A 22,748-nucleotide genomic window follows, 5' to 3' on the forward strand; every position below is an offset into this window, starting at 1 on the left:
GCGCGCACCTTCGCTCCCGGCTCGACCGAGATGATCGATTCGACCGGCAGCAGATAGCGCGCGTCGCCGCCGCGCGGCAGCCTGATCACCTTGCCGTCCTTGCCCTTGATCACCATCGCCGGCTTGAGGCTGGCGGTGCGCGGCGACGAGCGCCAGTCGATGACGATGCGCTTGGCGATGCCGGTCGCTTCGTCGATCTGCTCCGACATCGAGGCGCCTTCGGTGAGGTCCTCGAAGCCGACGACGCCGTCGATCTCGGACAGAATCGGCCGGGTGAACGGATCCCACTCGGCCAGACGCGCGCCGCGCTTGACCTGGTCGCCCTCGTCGACCTTGAGCCGGGCGCCGTACTGCACGCGATGCACCGCGCGCTCGGCGCCGCTCTTGTCGACGACGACGATGGCGACGTTGCGCGCCATCGCCATCAGATCGCCGTTGGCGTTGCGCGCGACGTTGCGGTTGCGCATCTTCACGACGCCTTCGAAGTTCGACTCGATGAACGACTGGTCGGCGAGCTGCGCCGCGCCGCCGATGTGGAAGGTGCGCATCGTCAGCTGCGTGCCCGGCTCGCCGATCGATTGCGCCGCGATGACGCCGACCGCCTCGCCCATGTTGACCGGCGTGCCGCGCGCCAGGTCGCGGCCGTAGCAGGCGGCACAGACGCCGTTCGGCGCTTCGCAGGTCAGCACCGAGCGGATTTTCACCTCCTGAATGCCGGCGGCGGTGATCGCGGGGATGTCCTCCTCGTTGATCATCCGGCCGGCCGCGACGATCGCCTTGCCGTCAGCGTCGGCGATCGGCTCGGCCGCGGTGCGGCCGAGAATGCGCGAGGCGAGCGAGGCGACGACGGTGCCGGCGTCGATGATCGCCCGCATCTTGAGGCCGCTGCTCGAGCCGCAATCGGGCGAGGTGATGATCGAGTCCTGCGCGACGTCGACCAGACGACGCGTCAGATAGCCGGAGTTGGCGGTCTTCAGCGCCGTGTCGGCGAGGCCCTTGCGCGCGCCATGGGTCGAGTTGAAGTACTCGAGAACCGACAGGCCCTCCTTGAAGTTGGAGATGATCGGGCTCTCGATGATCTCGCCCGACGGCTTGGCCATCAGGCCGCGCATCGCCGCGAGCTGGCGCATCTGGGTGGGCGAACCGCGCGCGCCGGAATCCGACATCATGTAGATCGAATTCATCGGCATGTCGCGGCCGTTCTTGTCCTTGCGGACGGCCGAGATGCCCGCCATCATCTCCTCGGCGAGCTTGTCGGAGCACTTCGCCCAGGCGTCGACGACCTTGTTGTACTTCTCGCCCTGGGTGATCAGGCCGTCGTTGTACTGCTGCTCGTATTCCTTCGCCAGCGCCGAGGTCTCGGCGATGCGCGCGGGCTTGGTGTCCGGCACGACCATGTCGTCCTTGCCGAACGAAATGCCGGCCTTGAACGCCTCGCGGAAGCCGAGCGCCATGATGCGGTCGCAGAAGATCACCGTCTCCTTCTGACCGCAGTTGCGGTAGACGGTGTCGATCATCCGCGAGATTTCCTTCTTCGTCATCAGCTTGTTGACGACGTCGAAGGGGATCTTGGTGTGATCGGGCAGGAGCTGGCCGAGCATCAGGCGGCCGGGCGTCGTGTCGAACACCTTGGACTGGCGCTTGCTATCGGCGTCGAAGATCCAGGCGCGGCCCTTGATCTTGCTGTGCAGCGTGATCGCCTTGGCGGCGAGCGCGTGCTCGATCTCGCCCATGTCGGCGAAGGCCATGCCCTGCCCCGGCTCGCCGTCGCGCATCAGCGTGGCGTAGTAGAGCCCAAGCACCATGTCCTGGCTCGGCACGATGATCGGCTGGCCGTTGGCGGGGTGCAGGATGTTGTTGGTCGACATCATCAGCACGCGCGCCTCGAGCTGCGCCTCGAGCGACAGCGGCACGTGCACCGCCATCTGGTCGCCGTCGAAGTCGGCGTTGAACGCGGCGCAGACCAGCGGATGCAGCTGGATCGCCTTGCCCTCGATCAGCACCGGCTCGAACGCCTGAATGCCGAGGCGGTGCAGGGTCGGAGCGCGGTTGAGCATCACCGGATGCTCGCGGATCACCTCGTCGAGGATGTCCCAGACTTCCGGCTTCTCCTTCTCGACCAGCTTCTTGGCCTGCTTGACCGTCGCCGACAGACCCTTGGCGTCGAGCCGCGAATAGATGAACGGCTTGAACAGCTCGAGCGCCATCTTCTTCGGCAGGCCGCACTGGTGCAGCTTGAGTTCGGGGCCGACGACGATCACCGAGCGGCCGGAATAGTCGACGCGCTTGCCGAGCAGGTTCTGGCGGAACCGGCCCTGCTTGCCCTTCAGCATGTCGGCGAGCGACTTCAACGGCCGCTTGTTGGCGCCGGTGATGACGCGGCCGCGGCGGCCGTTGTCGAACAGGGCGTCGACCGACTCCTGCAGCATCCGCTTCTCGTTGCGGATGATGATGTCGGGCGCGCGCAGCTCCATCAGCCGCTTGAGGCGGTTGTTGCGATTGATGACGCGACGGTAGAGGTCGTTGAGGTCGGAAGTGGCGAAGCGGCCGCCGTCGAGCGGCACCAGCGGCCGCAGGTCCGGAGGAATGACCGGGATTTCGGTGAGGATCATCCACTCCGGTTTGTTTCCGGAATGCATGAACGCCTCGATGATCTTCAGCCGCTTGGCGAGACGCTTCGGCTTCAGCTCGCTCTTCGATTCGGCGATCTCGACTTTCAGATCCTCGGCGATCTTGGCGAGGTTCATGCCCTTGAGAATCTCGCGGATCGCTTCGGCGCCGATCATCGCCGTGAAGCTGTCCTGGCCGTATTCGTCGGCCGCGCGCAGGAACTCGTCCTCGGAGAGGAGCTGACGGTCCTTGAGCGGCGTCAGGCCGGGATCGAGCACGATGTAGGACTCGAAATAGAGGATGCGCTCGAGGTCCTTGAGCGTCATGTCGAGCAGCAGGCCGATGCGCGACGGCAGCGACTTGAGGAACCAGATGTGCGCGACCGGCGCGGCGAGCGAGATGTGGCCCATGCGCTCGCGCCGCACCCGCGACAGCGTCACCTCGACGCCGCACTTCTCGCAGATGACGCCCTTGTACTTCATCCGCTTGTACTTGCCGCACAGGCACTCGTAGTCCTTGATCGGCCCGAAGATGCGCGCGCAGAACAAGCCGTCGCGTTCCGGCTTGAAGGTGCGGTAGTTGATCGTCTCCGGCTTCTTGATCTCGCCGAACGACCAGGAGAGGATCTTCTCCGGGCTGGCGATGCCGATCTGAATCTGATCGAACGCCTGCGGCTGGGCGACCGGCGCGAACGGATTGGTGACTTCCTGATTCATTCCTGCATCTCCTGCGGGGCCGACGGCGCACTGGAGCGCGCGACCCGCTGTGAAGAACCGACGGGGAAGATGGCCTCCCCGCGCATCGGCGAAAGCCGCGCCCGGACGTCGCGGGCGCGCAAATTCGCCGTCATTCGGCGGCCTCGGCCGGCGGCGCGTCGCCCGGCAGCTTCTTGGTCGCGGCGAGCTCGACGTTGAGGCCGAGCGACCGCATTTCCTTGACCAGCACGTTGAAGCTCTCGGGAATGCCCGACTCGAACGTGTCGTCGCCGCGCACGATCGCCTCGTAGACCTTGGTGCGGCCGGCCACGTCGTCCGACTTGACCGTCAGCATTTCCTGCAACGTGTACGCGGCGCCGTAGGCCTCGAGGGCCCAGACCTCCATTTCGCCGAAACGCTGGCCGCCGAACTGCGCCTTGCCGCCCAGCGGCTGCTGGGTGACGAGGCTGTAGGGGCCGATCGAGCGGGCATGGATCTTGTCGTCGACGAGGTGGTGCAGCTTCAACATGTAGATGTAGCCGACCGTCACCTTGCGATCGAACGAATCGCCGGTGCGTCCGTCGTACAGCGTCACCTGCCCCGACGAGTCGTATTGCGCCAGCTTGAGCATGTCGACGATGTCCTTCTCGCGCGCCCCGTCGAACACCGGCGTCGACACCGGCACGCCGCGGCGCAGGTTCTCGCCGAGTTCGGCGAGCCCCTCGTCGTTGAGCGAGCGGATGGTCTCGTCCTCGCCGTAGATCTCCTTCAGCTTGGAGCGCAGCGGCGCGGCGTCCTTGTTGCGCATGTAGGCGTTGACCGCGTCGCCGACCTGCTTGCCCAAGCCGGCGCAGGCCCAGCCGAGGTGGGTCTCGAGGATCTGGCCGACGTTCATGCGGCTCGGCACGCCGAGCGGGTTGAGCACGATGTCGACCGGCGTGCCGTCGGCGAGGAAGGGCATGTCCTCCTGCGGCACGATGCGCGAGACGACGCCCTTGTTGCCGTGGCGTCCCGCCATCTTGTCGCCGGGCTGGATCTTGCGCTTCACCGCGATGAAGACCTTGACCATCTTCATCACGCCGGGCGGCAGCTCGTCGCCGCGCTGCAGCTTCTCGACCTTGTCGAGGAAGCGGCTCTCGAGCGACTTCTTCGACTCGTCGTACTGTTTGCGCATCGCCTCGATTTCGCTCATCGCGGAATCGCTCTCGAGCGCGAACGTCCACCACTGCGAACGCGGATGCTCGTCGATCAGCTCGCGGTTGAGCACCTGATCCTTCTTGAAGCCCTTCGGCCCCGACAAGGCGCGCTTGCCGATCAGCATCTCGGCCAGGCGCGCGTAGACATTGCGATCGAGGATCGCCTGCTCGTCGTCGCGGTCCTTGGCCAGCCGCTCGATCTCCTCGCGCTCGATCGCCTGGGCGCGCTCGTCCTTGTCGACGCCGTGCCGGTTGAACACCCGCACTTCGACGATCGTGCCCTGCACGCCCGGCGGCACCCTGAGCGAGGTGTCGCGCACGTCGGAGGCCTTCTCGCCAAAAATCGCGCGCAACAGCTTCTCTTCCGGCGTCATCGGGCTTTCGCCCTTGGGCGTGATCTTGCCGACCAGAATGTCGCCGGCGACCACTTCGGCGCCGATGTAGACGATGCCCGCTTCGTCGAGATTCTTCAGCGCCTCTTCCGAGACGTTGGGAATGTCGCGGGTGATCTCCTCCGGCCCGAGCTTGGTGTCGCGGGCCATCGCCTCGAACTCCTCGATGTGGATCGAGGTGAAGACGTCGTCCTTGACGATGCGCTCGGAGAGCAGGATCGAATCCTCGAAGTTGTAGCCGTTCCACGGCATGAAGGCGACGAGGACGTTGCGGCCGAGCGCCAGATCGCCGAGATCGGTCGACGGGCCGTCGGCGATGATGTCGCCCTTGTCGACCCGGTCGCCGACCCTGACCAGCGGCTTCTGGTTGATGCAGGTCGACTGGTTGGAGCGCTGGAACTTCATCAGCCGGTAGATGTCGACGCCGGGCTTGGCCGGGTCGATCTCGTCGGTGGCGCGAATGACGATACGGGTCGCGTCGACCTGGTCGACGATTCCGGCGCGCCGCGCCGCGATCGCCGCGCCGGAATCGCGGGCGACGATCGCCTCCATGCCGGTGCCGACCAGCGGCGCGTCGGAACGCACCAGCGGCACCGCCTGGCGCTGCATGTTCGAGCCCATCAGGGCGCGGTTGGCGTCGTCGTTCTCGAGGAACGGGATCAGCGCCGCGGCGACCGAGACGAGCTGCTTGGGCGAAACGTCCATGAAGTCGACGCGGTCGGGCGGCAGCAGCACGGTGTCGCCGGCGTGACGGCAGACGATCAGGTCGCCGGTGAGGCGGCCGCCGGCGTCGATCGGCGATTCGGCCTGGGCGACCGAGTATTTCTGCTCCTCCATCGCCGACAGGTAGACGACGTCGTCGGTCACCTTGCTGTCGCGCACGCGACGGTAGGGCGACTCGATGAAACCGTACTTGTTGACCCGGGCGAAGGTGGCGAGCGAGTTGATCAGCCCGATGTTCGGGCCTTCCGGCGTCTCGATCGGGCAGATGCGGCCGTAGTGGGTCGGGTGCACGTCGCGCACCTCGAAGCCGGCGCGCTCGCGCGTCAGACCGCCGGGCCCGAGCGCCGACAGGCGGCGCTTGTGGGTGATCTCGCTCAGCGGATTGGTCTGGTCCATGAACTGCGACAGCTGCGACGAGCCGAAGAACTCGCGCACCGCCGCCGCCGCTGGCTTGGCGTTGATCAGATCCTGCGGCATGATCGTGTCGATCTCGACCGAGCTCATGCGCTCCTTGATCGCGCGCTCCATGCGCAGCAGGCCGACGCGATACTGGTTCTCCATCAGCTCGCCGACCGAACGGACGCGGCGGTTGCCGAGATGGTCGATGTCGTCGATCTCGCCGCGACCGTCGCGCAAGTCGACCAGCGCCTTGACCACGGCGATGATGTCCTCGCGACGCAGGGTGCGCATGGTGTCGGGCGCGTCGAGATCGAGGCGCATGTTCATCTTGACGCGGCCGACCGCCGAGAGGTCGTAACGCTCGGAATCGAAGAACAGCGAATTGAACATCGCCTCGGCGCTGTCGACCGTCGGCGGCTCGCCCGGGCGCATGACGCGATAGATGTCGAACAGCGCGTCTTCGCGCGAGGCGTTCTTGTCGATCTTGAGCGTGTTGCGGATGTAGGGGCCGATGTTGACGTGGTCGATGTCGAGGATCGGCAGCTCGTCGAGCCCCTTCTCGAGCAGCACGACCAGCGACTTGTCGGTGATCTCGTCGCCGGCCTCGGCGAAGATTTCGCCGGTCTGGGCGTCGTAGAGGTCCTCGGCGATGTACTGGCCGTAGAGATCGGCGTCGACGGCGCGCAGGGCCTTGACGCCCTTGTCGGCGAGCTGGCGCGCGGTGCGCACGGTCAGCTTGCGGCCGGCCTCGACCACGACGTCGCCCTTGTCGGCGTCGATGAGATCGATGGTCGCCTTGAAGCCTTTCATGCGATCGGCGTCGAACGGCACGCGCCAGGCGTCCTTGGCGCGCGTGTAGATCACCTTCTTGTAGAAGGTCGAAAGGATTTCCTCGGCGTCGAGGCCGAGCGCGAACAGCAGCGACGACACCGGAATCTTCCGCCGCCGGTCGATGCGCGCGTGGACGATGTCCTTGGCGTCGAACTCGATGTCGAGCCACGAGCCGCGATAGGGAATGATGCGGGCGGCGAACAGCAGCTTGCCCGACGAGTGGCTCTTGCCCTTGTCGTGGTCGAAGAACACGCCCGGCGAACGGTGCATCTGCGAGACGATGACGCGCTCGGTGCCGTTGACGATGAAGGTGCCGTTCGCCGTCATGAGCGGCATGTCGCCCATGTAGACGTCCTGCTCCTTGATGTCCTTGACCGACTTCGCCTGGGTCTCGGGATCGACGTCGAACACGATCAGGCGCAGCGTCACCTTGAGCGGCGCAGCATAGGTCATGCCGCGCTGGCGGCACTCGTCGACGTCGTACTTGGGCGCCTCGTACTCGTATTTGACGAACTCGAGTTGCGCGGTCTGGGCGAAATCGGTGATCGGGAACACCGATTTGAACACCGCCTGCAAACCCTCGCTCGGACGACCGCCTTTCGGCGCGTCCATCATGAGGAACTGGTCGTAGGAGGCCTTTTGCACCTCGATCAGGTTCGGCATCGGGCCGACTTCCCTGACGTGGCCGAAGACTTTGCGAACCCGTTTGCGGCCGGTGAATGTCTGCGCCATGTCGCTCCTCAATCGTGCTCGCCGCCGTGACGAAAACGGCCTCGCCGCGTTTGCAGCGGCGGCGGCCCGGGTCGGCGGACTTGGTCGGCCCGATCGGGGCCGGAAATCTCATGTCGCGCCTGCGGCGCGACCTCAGCTGGCCTGCCGGGCGCGAAAACCCGGCGTCGACAAATCCAAAGCGTTCACACGCAAGAAACGGCGGGACGGCCCCAAGCCGAAGCCGGGACCGTCCAATCCTCGCGCGAGCCTGAAAGCAGGCTCACGGGGCTTATTTGAGCTCGACCTTCGCGCCGACCTTCTCCAGGGCGGCCTTGATCTTGTCGGCCTCTTCCTTCGACACGCCTTCCTTGACCGGCTTGGGCGCGCCTTCGACGAGATCCTTGGCCTCCTTCAGGCCGAGCGAGGTGATCGCCCGGACTTCCTTGATGACCTCGATCTTCTTGTCGCCGATGGCGGCCAGGACGACGGTGAACTCGGTCTTCTCCTCGACCGGAGCGGCGGCGGCGGCGGCGCCCGGAGCGGCGGCGACCGCCACGGCGGCGGCGGCCGATACGCCCCATTTCGCTTCGAGCAGCTTGGCGAGCTCGGCGGCTTCGAGAACGGTCAGGCTCGACAGTTCGTCGACGATTTTTTCGAGATTAGCCATTGTTGGATGTTCCTAATATGGTTCGAACCAGGGATTTTTGAAGGGCCTCGTTTCAGGCTGCGTCTTTGGCTGCATAGGCCCCCACCACGCGGGCGACCTTGGCGGCCGGCGCGTTGGCGAGTTGGGCGAGCTTGGTCGCCGGAGCCATGATGAGCCCCAACAACCTGGCGCGCAGTTCGTCGAGCGAGGGCAAGGTCGCAAGCGCCCTCACCCCGTCGACGTCGAGCGCCGTCTTGCCCATGGCGCCGCCCAGAAGCACGAATTTCTCGTGATCCTTGGCGAAAGCCACGGCCGCTTTGGCCGCCGCCACCGGGTCGCTCGAATGAGCGATCAGGGTCGGGCCCTTGAGAAGGGCGCCGATCGAGGCGACGTCCGTGCCTTTGAGAGCAATCTGTGCGAGGCGGTTCTTGGCGACCTGCACGTGCGCGCCAGCCTGCCGCATCTGCCTGCGCAGACGCTGCATCTGGGCGACGGTTAGGCCGGAATAGTGGGCGACGACGACGACCGAGGTCTTGGCGAAGACCTCGTGAAGCGTCGCAACCGCCTCCTTCTTTTCCGCTCTATCCACGGTGCTTCTCCGGTTGGCGGGGCGAACCCCGCCTCTTGCACATGCCGCGCCCGACCGTTCTTCTCGGCCGATCGCGACGACTTGCGCCTGTCCCCGGAGCCGGGCCTTGGAGCCCGCCGCCGGACAGATGGTTCGAACCGCAGGCGCCCTCCGGCCAAAAGCGGGCCGCAGGGCGGAAACTCGGTCTTCCCCGTCTATGCAGGCCCCCAGATCTCCCGCGACGCGGGTGGGAATTAAGCGGCGTCTCCTTGAAAGAAAGAGCCGCGCGCGCCGGCAGTCTCGGACAGGACATGGCCGGACGAGACGCGAGGGAGGCCCCCCGAGTCCGCCGGCCCATCCGCCGCCCCGCCCGTCGCTTCATCCGAAGACGTCGCGCCGAACCGAAGCGGAAGCCAAAAAAATGTTCATAAGGGGTCGCATCGCGCCGCCGACCCCGGCGCGCTGTTTAGCCGGATTGGGCGCCCCCGCGCAAGGGCTTTCGTAACAATTTTGTTGCGGCGCGGGATAACCCGCCCCGGGGCCACCGTCAAAGCGGCCGGCGACGCGGCGCCCGGCAGAACCACGCTCGGCCCCCGCCCCTCGGGCGGACGACCGCAAGCGGCGGCTCAACCGGCGTCGCCGGCAGACTGTCCTGCATGGGGCGATCGGCGTCAACGACCGCCTTCATTTTTTTAATTCACTCGACACTCTTGGTTTTTGCTCTTCACGCCCCCGCCCCGCGCGGCTTTCTAGCCGAAGCGGAAGGCCGAGATCGTCTTGCCGCCGATCGCCTCGCGGAAGCTCACCGCGCCCGCCGACGCCTCGGCCGCGCCGACGACGACCATCAGCGGCAGCAGGTGCTCCTCGCGCGGATGGCAGGCGCGCGCCGCCGGCGCTTCGCTCCAGCGCGCCAAACGCTGCTCGCGCGTCGCCGGATCGCTCTTGGTCAGGGTTTCGTCGAGCCAGGCGTCGAAGGTCTGCGAGGCGCGGCCGTCGCCGTCGCGAAAGCGGCGCAGATCATGGAAGCTCATGCCGCTGCCGACGATGGCGATTCCCCGGTCGCGCAGTGGGGCGAGCGCCTTGCCGACCGCGATATGGAGCGCCGGATCGAGGTCGCGTTGCAGCGACAGCATCACCACCGGGATCTGCGCTTGCGGGTCGATGATCAGGAACGGCACGAACACGCCGTGGTCGAAGCCGCGCTCGGCGTTCTCGCCGACCTCGAGGCCGGCGGCGGCGATGAGGCCCTTGACCTCGGCGGCGATCGCCGGCGCGCCGGGGGCCGGATATTTGAGCTGATAGGTGTGCGGCGGGAAGCCGTAATAGTCATAGAGCATGCCGGGCGCGCCGGCGGCGCTGACGGTCGGCTGCGCCTCTTCCCAGTGGGCGGTGACGACGACGAACGCCTTCGGCCGCTCGGGCAGGCTCTTGATCAGGCCGGCGAGATAATCACGCAGCCCATCCCAGGCGTGCGGCCCGAACGGCGGCGGAAACGCCATCCAGAAGCATGGACCGCCGCCATGCGGAATGAACATCGTCGGTTGGCGAACCGTGGTCATGCGCGCCTCGATGACTCTTTCGCTGGCAGGACTGGCCGATCCCGCCGTTACGCCGTGGGCAATTGCAAGTCTATAGCCGATTAGGTCATGTCACGTTGCATGAATGCAAGCCCTGAACCTTGGTCGGGGGCGGCGGGCGCGCCGTCGCGCGCGTCGGAAATCGCGGGATCGTTGGCTGCGCAGCCAGGGTTCGGCCGTACGCCAGCCGGCCTTGCGTCTTCGGCGGCGCTGCGGCCGCTTCGCGCCCGTTTCGGCCGGTCACGGCCAACGCAGCTGTTGTCGAAAGCGGAGGCGAAGCTGGCGAGGCGCCTTCGCCCTCCCACGCAGCCTCGGCGCCGGATCAGGAGGCCTTGCTCACTGCGCGCCGGTCAGCTCGGCGGGAGAAGAAGTAGTTGAACACCAGGACCAGGATCAGCACCCCACCCCAGATAACGTCGCGATAGAAGTTCGAGACGCTATTGAACATGTTCAGTCCCGACGAGAGGAACTGGAGAATGAGGATCGCCAGCGTCACGCCCTGGATCTTGCCGAAGCCGCCGTTGGGATCGATGCCGCCGAGCACCGCGATGAGGACGCACTGAAGCGTATAGGGCGCGCCGTAGTCGGCCTTGGCCGAGTTGGCGCGCGCCATCATGATCAGACCGGCGACGGACGCAAGGAACCCCGAGATCATGTAGGTGCGCAGGATGATCGAGGCGTTGTTGAGTCCGGCGTATCTCGCCGCCTTGGCGTTGGTTCCAATCATGTAAACGTAGGCCCCGAACCGGGTCCGAGACAGCATGAAGCCAACGGCGAGCGCGACCGCGACGAAGAGGACGAAGGACAGGGGAAAGAAATGCAGAAACTCGGTGTTGCCGACCTTTGAATAAAGCAGCGGCAGATGGCTCTGCGGCCTGCCGCTGGTGATGCCGATGCCGATCCCGGTGAAGAGCTGCTGCGTGCCGAGCGTGGCCAGGATCGCCGGAATATTGAAGCGGGAGATCAAGGCGCCGGCGATCGCCCCGCAGGCGAGGCCGGTGGCGAGCGCGAGCAGGACCGCCACGACGAGGTAGGGGACCACCTGCGCCGGCGCCGCGCCCACAGGCACGGTCCCGATGAGGAACGTCGCCGCCACGATGGCGGAGAGGTTCGCCGTGCCCACGACGCCGAGGTCGATCCCGCCGGTTATCATGGTCAGGCTCATGCCGATGGCCATGATGCCGTACTCGGGGAATTGCCTCATCATCGAGTTGAAGTCCGCCAGCGTGGCGAACTGGCCGGGCCGGAGGATCGTCATCAGCACGAAGACGAACACCAGCATCACGAGCAGGCGGATCAGGTTCGGGTCGCGGCCGCCGCGGGCGCGTCGGCCTGCGGGGGCGTCGATGGCGGTCATGCTTGCGCTCCCTTCGCGGGCGCCGAGAGGGCGCGATCGCGCCGCCGCGTCAAGCCGATCTGCCGCGCCGTCACCCCCGTGCCGATGATGATGATCGCGCCGGTGAAGGCGCGGCTCCAGTAGGTCGGGATGCCGAGAAGGATCAGGCTGTTTTCGAGGATGGTCATCAGCGCCACGCCGAGGATCGTCCCGGTCAGCGTGCCCATGCCGCCGGTGACCCGCGTGCCTCCGAGCACGACGGCGGCGATGACCGTCAACTCCATGCCGAGCATCGACGAAGGATCGGCGTAGTCGATCATCGAGATGCGAACGATGCCCGTCACGCCCGCGAGGGCGCCGACCAGGCAATAGAGGAACATCTTGATCGCTCGAACATTGAAGCCGGCCCGCTCGGCGGCCGCCTCGTCGCCGCCGATGGCGTAGATGCCCCTGCCGAGCATCGTGTAGCGCAAGATGAGGAAGACAAGGAAGAGAACCCCGACCAGGATCAGCACGTGGACGGGCATCGTGGAGGTGAGCCCGCTGTCGTTGTTGACCGCGGTGAAGAGAATCTGCTTGCCATGGTCGGCGATCGCCGGAGGCACGCCCGAGGCGCTCGCCGCGAAGGCGCCGAACATGAGGCCTGTGTAGAGGCTCGCGGTGCCGAGCGTGACGATGAGGGTGGGCAGCCGGAGAAAGGCGACCAGGACTCCGTTGAAGGCCCCCATAAGAAGGCCGAGGCCGGCGGAAATCGCGTAGGCCAGGAGAACGCTGCCGGCGTAGTCCTCGGGGAGAACGACTTTGTCGGTCACGTACATCGCGAGCGATGCGATCGCGGTGAACGACACGTCGATGCCGCCCGAGACGATGACCATCATGCAGCCGACGGAGAAAAGGGCGGGCACGATGAGGGCGCGCGCCAGGTCGACCAGGTTGTTGCCGGTGAAGAACTGACCGGACCTCGCTTGGACCAGCAGGCTGAGGGCGACGATGGCGGCGAAGACCCAGGGCTCCGGCCTGGCGAGTATCCGTCGTGGGGTAAGCACCTTCATTCCTCCCTCGGGTCAGGCGACGCCCGTGGACAACTCGCCGAGCTTCGATTCCGTTGTTGAAGCGGGATCCAGCTCCCGAACGAAAGCGCCATTCTGCATGACGACGATCCGACTCGCGCATGCGAGAATCTCGGGCAGGTCGTCGGAGACGATGATGACCGCGAGCCCTCCTGCGGCGAGCCTGCGGATCAGCGCGTGGATGTCGTACTTCGAGCCGATGTCGACGCCCATGGTCGGCCCGTTCAGGATGAGGACCTTGAGGTCGTTCGCGAGCCATCGGGCAAGGACCACCTTCTGCTGGTTGCCCCCCGAGAGCGTACGCACCGGCAGGGACGGGTCCCGCGTCGCGATCGAGAGATCCCTTATCCAGCGCTCCGTTGTCGCCGCGACAGCCTTCCGGCGAAGGACGCCAAACCAGCCGGACAGGCGCTCGAGCACCGCGACGACGATGTTGCGTTCGATCGCCTGCGGCAGGAAAAGTCCCTCGGTGAGGCGATCGGAGGGCACGTAGCCGATGCCCGCCCGGACCGCGTCCTTGACGTTGCGCAGGCGCGCCGGCCTCCCGCCGATCTCGATCGAGCCGGAATCGGGCTGCGCGATGCCGAAGATCGTCTCGACGAGCTCCGTGCGGCCCGAACCCAGCAGCCCCGTGATCCCCAGGATCTCGCGCGGCGCCAGATCGAAGGAGACGTCCGAGTAGGCCCCGCGGAGCGTCAGGTTGCGCACCGACAGCGCGGGCGCCTCCGCCACGGCCCCGGGCCGGTAAGACTCATCGGCGAACTCGCGGCCGGTCATGTGCAGGGCGAAGGTCCGGCGGTCGAGATCCCGGGTGCTGCCCGAGGCCACGTTCTCACCGTTGCGGAAGATCGTGAAGCGCTCGGAAATCTCGAAGACCTCGTCGAGCTTGTGGGAAACAAAGAGGACGGAGATGCCCCGGGACTGGAGGCCCTTGATCACGGCGAAGAGGGCCTTCACCTCCCTCTTGGTGAGGGCGGAGGTCGGCTCGTCCATGATGATGAGCTTCGACTCCTGGAGCAGGGCGCGGCAGACGGCGATGAGCTGCCGGTCCGCCACCGAGAGATTCTCGACGCGCTCATCGAGGTCGATGTCGAAGCCGATCTGGGAAACCGCGTGGGCGGCGATGGACCTGGCGCGGCGGTAGTTCACCAGAATGCGATGGTCCATCACCTCCATGTTCAGCGCGAGGTTCTCCATCACGCTGAGGTTCGGGAAGACCGAAAAGTCCTGGTAGATGACCTGAACGCCGAGGGCGATGGCCTCCATCGGCGCCAGGCGGGAGAATCGACGCCCCTCGATCTCGATGGTCCCGGCGTCGGGCGGATGGACGCCCGAGATGACCTTTATGAGGGTGGACTTGCCCGAGCCGTTCTCGCCGGCGAGGCAATGGATCTCCCCCTTGCCGATCTCGAGGCTCACCCCCTTGAGGGCCTGGACGCCGCCGAACGCCTTGGCGATCCCCTCGACCTTGAGCACGCTGTCCGGCATCGCCGCCTCCCCCGGGAACAAGTCGTCGCGATCCCTGGGATCCGCGGCGCCCAAGCGTGAAGTTTTTCTCTCGCCCCGGGAGGCCGCGCTTCCGCCGGCGTCTCTTGGCCGCCACAGGCAAAAATCAAGGGACGCGGGCGGGGGCGCGCCGCCCCGCCCGCGTCCTTGCTGTGAAGGCGGCGTCAGAAGCCGAAGGAATCGACGTTGTCTTTGGTGATCGTGATCCAGCCCTTACCCTGCAGGACCTTGGTCGAGCCGGGCGCGAACTGCATGCTCGTCCATCCCGGCGCCTTGAGGTCGAGCCCATTGGCGATCTTCTCGCCCCTGAGCACCGCCGCGGCCATGGCCAGCTGGGCGTAGCCCGCGTCCTTGGGGTCCCAGAGAAGCACGGCGTCGACGGTGCCGTTCTTGAGCGAGACCTTGTTCTCGTTAGGCAGGCCGACAGAGGTCACGAAGGCCTTGCCCTTCAGCCCGAGTTCCTCGATGGCGCGGGCGGAGCCCGGCGTCGAGAGCGACGACGTTCCGAAGATGCCCTTGAGGTCCGGGTACTTCTTGAAGAGTTCCTTGGCCCGCTGATACGCGGTGTCGAGGTTGTCCATGATCTCGACGCGCGGCTCGGCCGCGAGCAGGGTCATGTTCGGATAATGGGCCTTCTGGTAGGCGACGCCGGCGTCGGCCCACTCGTTGTGGGACGCGTTGGTGACGTTGCCGACCATCGTGGTGTAGAGGCCCTTCTCGCCCATCATCTTGGCGAGTTCTTGCATGATCGACTGGCCGAGGCCCTCGTTCGAGAACGCCTCGATGTCGTAGAGGGTGTTCTGCTGCGAGGCGCCTTCGTGGGTGATGACGACGATGCCTTTGGAGAGGGCCTCGCCGAGCACCGGCTCGATGGCGGCAGGATCGACCGGCACCACACAGATGGCGTCGACATTCTGGGCGATGAGGTCCTCGATGACCTGCGCCTGCATGGCGGCGTCGGTCTTGGGCGGGCCCTTCTGGAACGCATTGATCCCCGTGTCCTTGGCGAACTGCTTGACGCCCGTTTCCATGCGGACGAACCACGCGTTGGTCGCATCCTTCGGCACGAGGGCGATCTTCCAGGCCGACTCGGGCTTGGAGGACTTGAACTGCGCGGGATCGTAGGTCTGAGCGGCGACCGGGGCAGCCACGACGAGGGCGGCCGCGAGCGCGAGAAGCGCGACGAAGTTTCGTTTCAACTTTTCCTCCCCGATTATGATTAGAGACGACCGAACTATGGCGCCGTTCCAAATCGTGTCAAGGATATTTAGTGATGCATAAGTGATGGCTGCGACGCCGCTGCGAGCGGTGGACATCGCGAGTCGGGCATGAGGAATCCCACCGCCTGGGTCTGGCGACGGCGAAAGCGCCTTGACGGAAGCGCGAAAAACCAGGCCTACGCCCCATTTCCCAGCCGCTTCCGGAGCTTGAGACGTGTTTCTCGCGCGCCAACGCCATGCGACCGTCGCCGTTCCCGCGCCGTCGCGGCGTTACTAAACAAACCACCAAATCATTAGTTTTTCTTGACGAGCGGCGACGCCAACCCTAGGTTGCCTTAGTGTCGGCGGTTGGGGGCGAAATGGGCGTTCGAATGCGGGACATCGCCGAGCGGCTAGGCGTCTCCGCGACGACGGTCTCGCTCGTGCTCAACAACAAGCCGGGCGCGGGAGAGGAACTGCGGGACCGCATCCTCAAGACGGCTCGCGAACTCGGCTATTCTCCGCCGAGACTTGCGGCCTCTGGAACGCTCTGCCTCCTCCACATTGCTCGCCACGGACGCACCGTCAACCGGGACCACGACGTCTTCCTCGCGGAATACGTCGAGGGACTGAGCCACGGGGCGAAGCACGCCGGTTTCTCCCTCGAGATCCTCAACTTCAAACCCTCCGCCATCGAGCGCGTCCTCGAGGCGGCGCTCGCGAACGCCGCCGACGGCTTCATTGTGCTTGGCACGGAACTGAGCCGAGAGGACGTCGAGGCCTTCGCCGTCCTGCGCAAACCGCTGGTCTTCATCGACACCTACCACGATTTCCTCGATTTCGACTTCGTCGACATGAACAACGAGGACTCGATCTTTCTCCTGCTCCGCCACCTCCATGACATGGGGCACCGCTCGATCGGCATGGTGAAGGGCGCCGTGGAGACCCGCAACTTCCGACTCCGGGAGGAGGGCTTCTACGCCGGGCTCCGGTCCCTGGGACTCGATTCGGACCGCGCGCCGGTGTTCTCGGTGGACCAGACCTACCACGGGGCCCAGCGGGACATGCAGGGGATTCTCGCCGGCCATCCATCGCTGCCCACCGCCCTGCTTTGCGCCAACGACATCATCGCGAGCGGGTGCCTCAAGGCTTTCGCCGAGGCGGGCATTGCGGTGCCGGATGAACTCTCCGTCGTCGGCTTCGACGATCTGCCGCTCTCCGCCGTCGTCGACCCGCCCCTCACCACCATCCGGGTTTCCAAGGCCCAGATCGGACGCATGGCCGTGCAGCTCGTCGTCGCCCGGGTCCGCGGCGAGGCGAGCCTTCCCTCGGTCAAGGTCCTGATCGGCGGAAGACTCGTCGAACGCCGCAGCGTGCGGCGCCTTGAGCAGGCCGTCGCACCGGACGGCAAGGAAGGCAGTCCATGACCAAGTACGCGATCATCCTCGGCAACCTGGGAAACACCTGCGACCGTTTCCTGTCGAGCGGCTACAAGACCCAGCCGCCCAAAGCCGAGATGATCCGACAGGCGGCGGCGATTCCCGGCGTCACCGGGGTTGAACTCGTGGGGACCTGGGACGTCACCCGGGACACTGTGGACGAGATCGGCGGCCTCCTGGCCAAAAACGGTCTTTCCTGCGTATCCATCATCCCGGACCATTTCTCGCAGAAACGCTGGGGCAAGGGCGCCTTCACCGCGAAGGATCCGGCGATACGAACCCAGGCCTACGAGGAGTCTTGCGCAGCCGCTGAAATCGCACGGGCGCTCAAGTGCCCGCTCATCAATCTCTGGCCGGGCCAGGACGGATACGACTATCCCTTCCAGTCGGACTACGTGGCGGAGCGCCGCTACACGATCGATGCGGTCGCCAGGCTGGCGAAGGCCTATCCCGACATCAAGTTCTCCCTGGAGTACAAGCCCAAGGAGCCACGCACCCATTCCACTTGGGCCCGCGCGGCGGACACCCTCCTGGTCGCCAAGGAGACGGGGCAGCCGAACGTCGGCGTTACGGTGGACACGGGCCACGCCTTCGTCGCCGGGGAGAATATCGCCGAATCAGCAGTCTTCCTCTCTGACTATGGCCGCAAGCTCTTCCATCTCCACTTCAACGACAATTACCGCTCGTGGGACGACGACATGATCGTCGGCTCCGTGCACTTCGTCGAATTCGTCGAATTGCTCTTCTGGCTGCGGGAGATCGGGTACGAGGGTTGGTACTCTATGGACCAGTACCCCTATCGGGAGGACGGCCAGGGCGCGCTGCGCTCGAGCGTCGAATTCCTCCAGGGCGTCGAGGCCTTGCTCGACGCGGGCGCGATGGCCGAACTGCGGGCCCTCATCGCCGAGGGCGACGCGGTGAAGTCGACGTCCTGGCTCGGCCGGAAGTTGCTCGCAAAGCGCTGACCCGCGCCGGCCTGCCCAGGCAGGCCGGCCCGCCGGCGGCCGCCAAGCGCTTGAATTCGGCCGCGAGCCGAATGGCATATCCGCGGAGAGCGGCCGCCGTTGAGAAATCTCGGCGCCGACGGACACAGACGCCGAGCCGATTCTCTTGCGATTTCAATAACAAACAGCTTTGTCTTTCTGAAAAACGGAATTCGTGCTAATCTTGGACTCTGCCGCCCCTCCGTCGCTGGAGCCGCCCTTTGTCCGAGACGTCCGCCGAACCCGAAGTCCAACCGAAGCGCGTCAAGCAGGCTCGCTCCCGCCGCCGTCGCCTCGAGGCGCGGGAAACAAAGGCGGTGCGCGACGTCCGGCTGTTCAACCTGCTCAAGTCGGGCGTGCCGATCGCCGAAATCGCCTTGCAGGAGGGGCTTTCGGTCCGACGCGCGCGGGAAGTCGTTCAGGAGATCTTGGAGCGGCGCGAGGTCGATCCGCCGGCCGGTTTCGCCCAGTTGCAGATCGGCCGCCTCAGCGACGCGATGATGGTCGCCTATACGGCGATGATGGAGGGAGACCTGCACGCGCTTGACCGCGTGCTGCGCATCGTCGGCGAACTCGACCGCTACCACGGCCTCGGCGGCGCGAAGACCGATACGGCCGCCGGCGCGAGGCGGGCGCTTGCCGCCTCCGCGCCCGCGCTCGCCCTGCCCGCGCCGGCCGAGGCGGCGGAATATTTCCCCGCAAAGGATTGAAGAGCTTGAGTCACGCCGGAAAATGGCGCCCCGTCACGCCGTCCGCCGCATCGCCCCGTTGGCGGCGTCGAACAGCGACTTGGCGCCGAAGGCGATGAACAGCACGCCAACGACCCGCGTCACCACGACGCCGTGGGTGAGGAAGAAGCGGCGCACCGCCGGCAGACCGGCGGCGAAGATTAATGTCGCGTCGGCGGCGAGGAAACCGGCAAGCGCCGCCAGCAACAGTTGCGGCGCGTCGGAGAGGCGAATTTCGCCGACATAGGGGGCGACGATCGCCGAGAACATCGCCAGCGCGACTGGATAGGACTTGGGATTGGTGAGGCCGAACGCCAGGCCGGTCGCCAGCGGCCGACGCGCGCCGATCGTGCGCGGCGGCGCGTCCTTCTTCGTCATCACCGCCCGCGCGCCGAGATAGACGAGATAGAGCCCGCAGCCGGCGCCGAGGATCTCGAACAGGGTCGGCCCGAGCCGGTTGGCGCCGAGGATCGCGGCGACGGCGAGGCCGCCCCAGGTGACGTCGCCGACCAGATGGCCACAGATGAACCACGCGCCGGAGCGCCGCCCCTTGGCCGCGGCGAGGCTGAACAGGGCGAGGAAGGCCGGCCCCGGCGCAACGACATAGAGATAGGCGGCGAGCGCGGTCGCCAGCAGGATCTTCTCTTCGATCATGGCTTCTCTTCCTGCGCCAGCCGCTTGAGTTCATACAGCGTCGCCTGCGCTTGGCGCGGCGTCAACGCATCCGGATCGAGATTGGCGAGCGCCTCGCGTAAGCGATCGGGCCCAGGCGGGGGCGGCGGCTCGTAGGTAAAGAGCGGCAGCGCGTCGAGGCTGGAGAGCGCGGCGCCGGCGCGCCTTGTCGCCTCGAGTTCGGCAAGCACGGCGCGGGCGCGCTTGATCACCGCCGGCGGCAGCCCGGCGAGCTTGGCGACCTGAATGCCGTAGGAGCGATCGGCCGCGCCCGGCATGACCTCGTGCAGGAAAACGAGCGCGCCCTTCCACTCGCTGACCCGCATCGTCAGGTTGAACAGCCGCGGCAGCGTCAGGGCGAGCTGGGTCAGCTCATGGAAATGGGTGGCGAACAGGGCGCGCGAGCGGTTGACCGCGTTCAGATGCTCGACGCAGGCAAACGCGATCGACAGGCCGTCGAAGGTCGCGGTGCCGCGGCCGATCTCGTCGAGGATCACCAGCGAGCGCCGCGTCGCCTGATTGAGGATCGCCGCCGTCTCGACCATTTCGACCATGAAGGTCGAGCGGCCGCGCGCGAGGTCGTCGGCGGCGCCGACGCGCGAGAACAGCCGATCGACGATTCCGATATGGGCGCGCTTGGCCGGCACGAAAGCGCCCATTTGCGCCAGCACCGCGATCAGCGCGTTCTGGCGCAGAAAGGTCGACTTGCCCGCCATATTGGGGCCGGTGACCAGCGCCAGCCGCCCACCATCGTCGAGCGCGCCGGAGAGGTCGCAGGAATTGGCGACGAACGGCTCGCCGCGCGCGGCGAGCGCCGCTTCGACCACCGGATGGCGGCCGTCCTCGATCGCAAAGGCGAGCGAATCGTCGACGCGCGGCCGCGACCACGAACGTTTTGTCGCCAGCTCGGCGAGCGCGGCGGCGACGTCGATCTCGGCCAGCGCCGCGCCAAAGCCGCGCAAGGTCTCCCTCTCCGCCGTCGCCTGCAGGCGCAGCCGCTCGAACGCGTCGAGCTCGAGCGCCAGCGCTTGGTCGGCCGCCGAGGCGATGCGCGCTTCGAGATCGATCAGCGCGTTGGTGGTGAAGCGCATCGCCCCGGCCATGGTCTGGCGATGGATGAAGGTCGCGCTCATCGGCGCCTTCAGCAGCGCCTCGCCCTGCGCCTGCGGCGTCTCGATGTAATAGCCGAGGAAATTGTTGTGCTTGATCTTGAGCTGGCGCGTTCCCGTCTCGTCGGCGTAGCGCGCCTGCGTCTCGGCGACGACGCGTCGGCTCTCGTCGCGCAAACGCCGCGCCTCGTCGAGGGCGGGAAGCGCGCCCGCGCGCACGAAGCCGCCGTCGCGCTTCATCAGCGGCAGTTCGTCGGCGAGCGTCGCGGCGAGGTCGCGCGCCAGCGCGCCCTCGTCGGCGGCGAGCCGGTCGCGGCAGCGCGCCAGCGCCGGCGGCAGGTCTCGCGTTGCGATCAGCGTCGCGCCGATGCGCGCGCTCGCCGCGAGGCCGTCGCGCAGCGCGGCGAGATCGCGCGGGCCGCCGCGATCGACCGCCAGCCGCGCCAGCGAGCGCAGGAAATCGGGCGTCGCGGCGAGCGCCGTGCGCAGCGCGTCGCGCAGCGGCGGCGCCTCGACCAGGAAGGCGACGGCGTCGAGCCGTTCGTCGATCGCCGCCGGGTCGGTCAGCGGGCTCGCCAGCCGCTCGGCGATCAGCCGCGCGCCGGCCGGCGTCGCGGTGAGGTCGATGGTCGCGATCAGGGAGCCGGCGCGCTCGCCGGCGAGGGTCCGAGTCAGTTCGAGATTGGCGCGCGTCGCCGCGTCGATCTCGAGCCCGGCGCCGCGCGCGCGGCGGACGGGGCGCTCGAGGCGCGGCAACGCGTCGATCTGGGTGCGCTTGAGATAGCCGAGCGCCAGCGCCGCGGCGGCGATCTCGGCGCGGCCGAACGCGCCGAACCCCTCCAGCGTGTCGACGCCGTAGAAGTCCTCGACCAGCCGCGCCGCCGAAGCGGCGTCGAGCGCCTCGCGCGTGAGCGGCGTCGCCGCGATTCCGGTCTCGCCGACCAGTCGGGCGAAAGCGGGATCGTCGAACAGGGCCTGCGGCGCGACGATCTCGCTCGGCTCGATCCGCGCGATCTCCGGCCCCAAGCCCGCCTCGTCGCTCTCGCCGAGGCTGAAGGCCCCGGTCGAGATGTCGAGCGCGGCGAGGCCGTAGACGACGCGTGCCTCGCTGGGCCGCCCGCGCTGCACGGCGAGCAGGATATTGGCGCGGCCGGGTTCGAGCAGCCGCTCCTCGGTGATCGTTCCCGGCGTGACGAGGCGAACGACGTCGCGCTTGACCACCGACTTGCCGCCGCGCTTCTTCGCTTCGGCCGGGTCCTCGAGTTGCTCGCAGACGGCGACGCGATGGCCCTTGGCGATCAGGCGATGCAGATAATCGTCGGCGCGCTCGATCGGCACGCCGCACATCGGGATGTCCTCGCCCTCGTGCTTGCCGCGCTTGGTCAGCACGATGCCGAGCGCGCGGCTGGCGATCTCCGCGTCGGCGAAGAACAGCTCGTAGAAGTCGCCCATCCGATAGAACAACAGGCAGTCGGGATAGGCGGCCTTGATGCTGAGGTATTGCGCCATCATTGGCGAGGCGCGCGCGGATTCGAGCGGGCGCGCCGAATCGCCCGTCGCCTCGCCCGCCACGGGCGCCGCCGCTGTCGTCGCCTGGTTCATCGGCGAAGCCTAGCAGGCCGCCGGCGGCGGCGCACGACCGGGCGCGGCGCTGTCCACCGCCCTAGCCGCGGATCGGAATTTGGATCAGCGGGCCAGGACCTTCGCCGAGCTTCACGTCGCGGCCGCGCGCGATCGCCGCGCCGACGAAATCCTTCGCCGCGGCGACCGCTTCGGCAAGGTCGGCGCCGAGCGCGATATGGGCGGCGATGGCGCTCGACAGCGTGCAGCCGGTGCCATGCAGGTTCGGCGAAGCGAGCCGCGGCGCGGCGAAGCGGCGCACGCCTTCGGCGGTGACGAGCAGATCGACCGCCTCATCGCCGGCGAGATGGCCGCCCTTCATCAGCACGGCGCGCGGCCCCAACGCGAGCAGCGCGCGCCCCTGCCGGCCCCAACGCGAGCAGCGCGCGCCCCTGCGCGGCCATTTCCTCTTCGCCCGCGGCGACGCCCTCGCCGAGCAGCGCCGCCGCCTCGGCAAGATTGGGCGTCAGGCAATCGACCAGCGGCAGCAGCCGCGCCCTGACCGCCGCGACAAACCCGGCGCCGGCGAGCGCGTCGCCGGAGGAAGCGACCATCACGGGGTCGTAAATGATGAAGGGGCGCTTCGCTGCACGGGGAGCCAGCGGCCGATCTCCCCGCCCCTCACCCTGCCTCTCCCCGCCTGCGGGGAGAGGCAGGGTGAGGGGCGGGGCGAGTTTCCACGAAACCCGCAACCCATCCGCCACCGCCTCGACCACTTCCGCGCCGCCCAGCATGCCG

16 protein-coding genes are annotated in these 22,748 nt (G+C 67.1%); 3 read left to right on the plus strand and 13 right to left on the minus strand.

Going from position 1 to position 22,748, the window contains the following annotated elements:
• The 9 genes from rpoC to ABSF49_RS09590 all read right to left on the minus strand — a co-directional run.
• A partial coding sequence (gene rpoC, locus ABSF49_RS09550) for a DNA-directed RNA polymerase subunit beta' (protein ID WP_424112418.1) occupies window positions 1-3,326 on the minus strand: 3,326 nt, incomplete at its 3' end.
• 130 nt (window positions 3,327-3,456) lie between these two features.
• Window positions 3,457-7,578, minus strand: coding sequence for a DNA-directed RNA polymerase subunit beta (gene rpoB / locus ABSF49_RS09555; protein ID WP_424112419.1), 4,122 nt, complete (start codon window positions 7,576-7,578; stop codon window positions 3,457-3,459).
• 268 nt (window positions 7,579-7,846) lie between these two features.
• A complete protein-coding gene (gene rplL, locus ABSF49_RS09560) occupies window positions 7,847-8,224 on the minus strand; it encodes a 50S ribosomal protein L7/L12 (RefSeq protein ID WP_424112420.1) in 378 nt (125 codons plus the stop codon).
• A gap of 52 nt (window positions 8,225-8,276) precedes the next feature.
• Complete coding sequence (gene rplJ, locus ABSF49_RS09565; protein WP_424112421.1) at window positions 8,277-8,792, minus strand: 50S ribosomal protein L10; 516 nt, start codon at window positions 8,790-8,792, stop codon at window positions 8,277-8,279.
• Window positions 8,793-9,520: 728 nt separating this feature from the next.
• Complete coding sequence (locus ABSF49_RS09570; RefSeq protein WP_424112422.1) at window positions 9,521-10,330, minus strand: DODA-type extradiol aromatic ring-opening family dioxygenase; 810 nt, start codon at window positions 10,328-10,330, stop codon at window positions 9,521-9,523.
• Between the two features lie 340 nt (window positions 10,331-10,670).
• A complete protein-coding gene (locus ABSF49_RS09575; RefSeq protein ID WP_424112423.1) occupies window positions 10,671-11,705 on the minus strand; it encodes an ABC transporter permease in 1,035 nt (344 codons plus the stop codon).
• Entirely contained in the window at window positions 11,702-12,736 is a 1,035-nt protein-coding gene (locus tag ABSF49_RS09580) for an ABC transporter permease (RefSeq protein ID WP_424112424.1), read from the minus strand. Before ABSF49_RS09580 ends, ABSF49_RS09575 begins: the two co-directional genes overlap by 4 nt.
• Window positions 12,737-12,748: 12 nt before the next feature.
• Window positions 12,749-14,296, minus strand: a complete 1,548-nt coding sequence (locus ABSF49_RS09585; protein WP_424112425.1) for a sugar ABC transporter ATP-binding protein — start codon at window positions 14,294-14,296, stop codon at window positions 12,749-12,751.
• 128 nt (window positions 14,297-14,424) lie between these two features.
• Window positions 14,425-15,459: an autoinducer 2 ABC transporter substrate-binding protein gene (locus ABSF49_RS09590; RefSeq protein WP_424112426.1), complete on the minus strand. Its 1,035-nt coding sequence runs from the start codon at window positions 15,457-15,459 to the stop codon at window positions 14,425-14,427.
• Between the two features lie 392 nt (window positions 15,460-15,851).
• Here ABSF49_RS09590 and ABSF49_RS09595 point away from each other — a divergent pair, with 392 nt between their 5' ends.
• From ABSF49_RS09595 to ABSF49_RS09605, 3 genes are all read left to right on the plus strand, one after another.
• On the plus strand, window positions 15,852-16,886 hold the full coding sequence (locus tag ABSF49_RS09595; protein WP_424112427.1) for a LacI family DNA-binding transcriptional regulator: 1,035 nt from the start codon (window positions 15,852-15,854) through the stop codon (window positions 16,884-16,886).
• On the plus strand, window positions 16,883-17,863 hold the full coding sequence (locus ABSF49_RS09600) for a sugar phosphate isomerase/epimerase family protein (RefSeq protein ID WP_424112428.1): 981 nt from the start codon (window positions 16,883-16,885) through the stop codon (window positions 17,861-17,863). The genes ABSF49_RS09595 and ABSF49_RS09600 overlap by 4 nt, the downstream gene beginning before the upstream one ends.
• Before the next feature lie 239 nt (window positions 17,864-18,102).
• Complete coding sequence (locus tag ABSF49_RS09605; protein WP_424112429.1) at window positions 18,103-18,591, plus strand: hypothetical protein; 489 nt, start codon at window positions 18,103-18,105, stop codon at window positions 18,589-18,591.
• Between the two features lie 33 nt (window positions 18,592-18,624).
• Here ABSF49_RS09605 and ABSF49_RS09610 read toward each other — a convergent pair whose 3' ends face one another.
• The 4 genes from ABSF49_RS09610 to ABSF49_RS09625 all read right to left on the minus strand — a co-directional run.
• Window positions 18,625-19,263, minus strand: a complete 639-nt coding sequence (locus tag ABSF49_RS09610; protein ID WP_424112430.1) for a LysE family translocator — start codon at window positions 19,261-19,263, stop codon at window positions 18,625-18,627.
• Window positions 19,260-21,992 (minus strand): DNA mismatch repair protein MutS, encoded by a 2,733-nt coding sequence (gene mutS, locus ABSF49_RS09615; protein WP_424112431.1) that lies wholly within the window; start codon window positions 21,990-21,992, stop codon window positions 19,260-19,262. The genes ABSF49_RS09610 and mutS overlap by 4 nt, the downstream gene beginning before the upstream one ends.
• Window positions 21,993-22,053: 61 nt before the next feature.
• Complete coding sequence (locus ABSF49_RS09620; protein ID WP_424112433.1) at window positions 22,054-22,332, minus strand: bifunctional hydroxymethylpyrimidine kinase/phosphomethylpyrimidine kinase; 279 nt, start codon at window positions 22,330-22,332, stop codon at window positions 22,054-22,056.
• A partial coding sequence (locus tag ABSF49_RS09625) for a bifunctional hydroxymethylpyrimidine kinase/phosphomethylpyrimidine kinase (protein WP_424112432.1) occupies window positions 22,304-22,748 on the minus strand: 445 nt, incomplete at its 5' end. The genes ABSF49_RS09625 and ABSF49_RS09620, both read right to left, overlap by 29 nt.

Source organism: Roseiarcus sp. (assembly GCF_049514155.1).
In the GTDB taxonomy this organism is placed as follows: domain Bacteria; phylum Pseudomonadota; class Alphaproteobacteria; order Rhizobiales; family Beijerinckiaceae; genus Roseiarcus.